The following is a 3,311-nucleotide window of genomic DNA, read 5'->3' as shown; positions in this document are numbered from 1 at the left end:
CTGTGAGGGCGCCGCGTTTTTTTTGTTGCCGATCGATTTTAGAAGTCCAACGCAACCCCTACGTTAATCCCTTGCTGGGTAAAGTCATCATCCTTGCGAATGTTGTAGCTGGCGCGCAGTGCCAGTTCCTTGGTGAGGTGGTGACTCACCCCGAGGTTCACCCGGTTCAGATTGGTTTGCGGGGTGTAGCCTTCCAGCGTGAACTGATTGTCAGGCAGGCTGTTGAGGCTGATGGTCACGTCCTGGACATCGTCGTTGTACTCACGCTCGTGAGCCACTTCGCCGAATACCTCGGTTTGTGAGGTGATCTGGTATTTGCCCTGCAAACCGAAGCCCAGACGCCGGGAAATACTCTCCTGATCAGCAAAGGTCAGCGCTGTGGAATCAGTGGTTTGCTCTGAGTAACCATCGACTTTTACTTTGGAGAAATCGGCGCTGACAAACGGCGACAAATGCCAAGGGCTGCTGGCTTGCTGCGCGATGTCGTAGCCAATGCGAGCGCTAGCGGCTTCGACGTAGCCACTGGTATCGCCTTTTTCGCTGCGCTCGTTGGCGCCCAGCTGGAATTTACGTTTGAGGCTGTCGTAATCCAGATGCCCGGCTGTCAACGCCATATCAGCCCATACGCGATTTTGTTGGTACTGGGCGAATGCCGTGCCCAGGTAAGTGTTGAGCTTGTAGTCGGAGTCGTTATTCCCGGCTTCGAGTTTCTGGTTATAGAAACCGGCCGCCACCCCCACGCGCCAGGCATCGTCAAGACGATAGCTGCCACCGATGTTCAGGTTGTACCCGTTACCGTCAGCGCTCACGACGCTGTCCTGCCCATCAAAATCCTGATGCTGGCCACCGCCGGCAACAATGGCTCGCCATTGGCCGACGCCTTGCCAGCTTTCCCAGTCGGCCATCCATTGGTTGCGCAGTTCATCCTGGTGCGCTTGCAAGGTGCCCTGGGCCATTTGCGGCAGCAGCGTCAGCTCCCACGGCGCTGACAACAGGGAATATGCATAATCGGCGATCAGGCGTTGCCCGGTTTCGGTCGGGTGTACCGAGTCGTTGTAGATCAGCTTCGTCGGGTCTGGTGTGGCGCTGTTGATGCCGTAACGGGCGTTCTCGGTGCAGCCGCTGCCGCTGAAGCAGGTGGCAGTCAGGTTCTGGTCTGTCGCCAGCCCGAACTGTGCCGGGTTGGCGAAAGCTTCGTTGAGCAATACCGGGATGTTCAGCGGGATGATTTCGGCATTAATGTTCTGCAGTCGGCTCACCAATTCAGTGTTGAACTGGGCGCTGAGTTGGGAGGTGAACGCTTGCAGCGGACTACCGTTGATGGCTGGTGTCAGGCCGATATCGGGCAGCAGCCAGACCACGATGTATTTGGCTCCGGCGGTTTGCAGCGACTGGACGCTGTTGGCCAATCGGTCGGCGGCGGCACTGGCCTGAGGCAGGCTGGTGACGCGGCCCTGCAGGAAGTCGTTACCGCCACCCGACAGGTAATACAGCGCGTTCGGATCGGCACGGAAGTTGTTCGAAGGCAGGTAACCCGCCCGGGTGCGCTCGCCGGTGGCGGAAGTGGTGGTGATCGAATCGAGAATCTGATCGGTGCGATAACCGCCGACGGCCCAGTTGTTGCCGTCGGGTTGGCCATTGCTGGCGCGTACCGCCGAATTCGATGAGGCAGTCTGGTCCGCCGAGTACCCCAGTTTTCCTCCCAGTATTTGCGTGGAGTTGAGCGAGCGGAATTCGCCGCTGCCATCCAGATAAACCGGCCCCGTCCGGTTGGTGTAACGCTGGGTCGCCCCGGCAGGTCCGCCGGTGTCGGCAAAAGTCCCGGCATCGTTGAGGCTGTCGCCGAAGACGACGAAACTGGTGTAAGGATTCGGTGCGGCGTTCGCTTGGGCGCAGGCCATCGCGAGCAAGCATCCTGCGAGCGGTACAAACATCGTCTGTTTGATCATGAGCAAGTCCATTTATTTATTGTTGTAGTGAACGAAACGACAGTACCAAAAACTTCCAGCCTTTTGCCATCTGTCGCGCAGCCTTTGATAGTTTCGCGAGCAGTAGCCCCGGCGATATTGCACGCTCTGCCCGGCTAAGTTACTGTGCCCGGACGTATGAAAGAGACCTTCTCCGTGTTGATCATCAGTAAACTCCTGGATCAAGTCATCAAGGCACACGCCCGCTGGCGTTGGCGCGCCTGAATTCTTTTTGCCGGCCTCGCCGGACCTGTACCGCTTTGCCTTCTTTACCTGTTTGAAATGCCGCTTTGCTGGCGCTGCTCCAGCACCTGACAAAGCGCAGCGCTCTGCAGGTCAATCATTCGAAGGCCATCTTTAAAGTCAGTGAATTCAAGAGGTTTAAAAACGCCATGTTGCTGATGATCGATAACTACGACTCCTTTACCTACAACGTTGTGCAGTACCTTGGTGAGCTCGGCTCCCAGGTCAAAGTCGTGCGCAACGATGAACTGACCATCGCTGAAATCGAAGCCCTCAACCCCGAGCGCATCGTGGTGTCCCCCGGTCCTTGCACCCCCACCGAAGCCGGGATCTCGATTGAAGCGATCAAGCATTTCGCCGGCAAGCTGCCGATTCTTGGCGTCTGCCTTGGCCACCAGTCCATCGGCCAGGCCTTTGGCGGTGATGTGGTTCGCGCCCGCCAAGTGATGCACGGTAAGACTAGCCCGGTATTCCACGAGGACAAGGGCGTGTTCGAAGGCCTGAATCGCCCGCTGACGGTGACGCGCTATCATTCGCTGATCGTCAAGCGTGAAACCCTGCCAGATTGCCTGGAACTCACCGCCTGGACCCAGCTTGAAGACGGTTCGGTCGACGAGATCATGGGCCTGCGCCACAAGACACTGAATATCGAAGGTGTGCAGTTCCACCCTGAGTCGATCCTCACCGAGCAGGGCCACGAGCTGTTCGCTAACTTCCTCAAACAAACCGGCGGCACGCGCTAAGGACTYTGCATGAATATCAAGACAGCCCTGGGCCGTATCGTCGATCACCTCGACCTCAGCACCGACGAGATGAGTGATGTGATGCGCGAAATCATGACCGGCCAATGCACGGATGCGCAGATCGGCGCGTTCATGATGGCCATGCGCATGAAGAGCGAAAGCATCGACGAAATCGTCGGCGCGGTGTCGGTCATGCGCGAGCTGGCGGACAAGGTCGAACTCAAGACCCTCGACGGCGTGGTCGATGTGGTCGGGACCGGTGGAGACGGCGCCAATATTTTCAACGTGTCGACTGCTTCATCCTTCGTTGTTGCAGCGGCGGGTTGCACCGTGGCCAAGCACGGTAACCGTGCAGTGT

At 57.9% G+C, this 3,311-nt stretch carries 2 protein-coding genes and 1 pseudogene; 2 read left to right on the top strand and 1 reads right to left on the bottom strand.

Features of this window, described 5'->3' with window-relative positions:
- Positions 1-38: 38 nt before the first annotated feature.
- The gene (estP, locus tag AC1DRJ_RS22240) at positions 39-1,949 is read right to left on the bottom strand and encodes an esterase EstP (RefSeq protein WP_477804035.1); all 1,911 of its coding nucleotides are present in this window, start codon (positions 1,947-1,949) and stop codon (positions 39-41) included.
- Between the two features lie 410 nt (positions 1,950-2,359).
- Between estP and AC1DRJ_RS22235 the strand changes: the two genes are divergently transcribed.
- Together AC1DRJ_RS22235 and trpD are read left to right on the top strand one after the other, a co-directional pair.
- Positions 2,360-2,953: an aminodeoxychorismate/anthranilate synthase component II gene (locus AC1DRJ_RS22235; RefSeq protein WP_007906885.1), complete on the top strand. Its 594-nt coding sequence runs from the start codon at positions 2,360-2,362 to the stop codon at positions 2,951-2,953.
- A 9-nt stretch (positions 2,954-2,962) separates the two neighbouring features.
- Positions 2,963-3,311: pseudogene (gene trpD / locus AC1DRJ_RS22230) on the top strand (anthranilate phosphoribosyltransferase); the annotation flags it as partial.

It is taken from the genome of Pseudomonas sp. P5_B2 (assembly GCF_056400445.1).
The sequence above is the reverse complement of the archived record's forward strand: the minus strand, read 5'-3'. Positions and strand labels throughout refer to the sequence as shown.

What these genes read in the sequence shown, in the direction of transcription:
- estP (WP_477804035.1), bottom strand. Translation starts at nt 1,949, where the DNA reads ATGATCAAACAGACGATGTTTGTACCGCTCGCAGGATGCTTGCTCGCG.
- AC1DRJ_RS22235 (WP_007906885.1), top strand. Translation starts at nt 2,360, where the DNA reads ATGTTGCTGATGATCGATAACTACGACTCCTTTACCTACAACGTTGTG.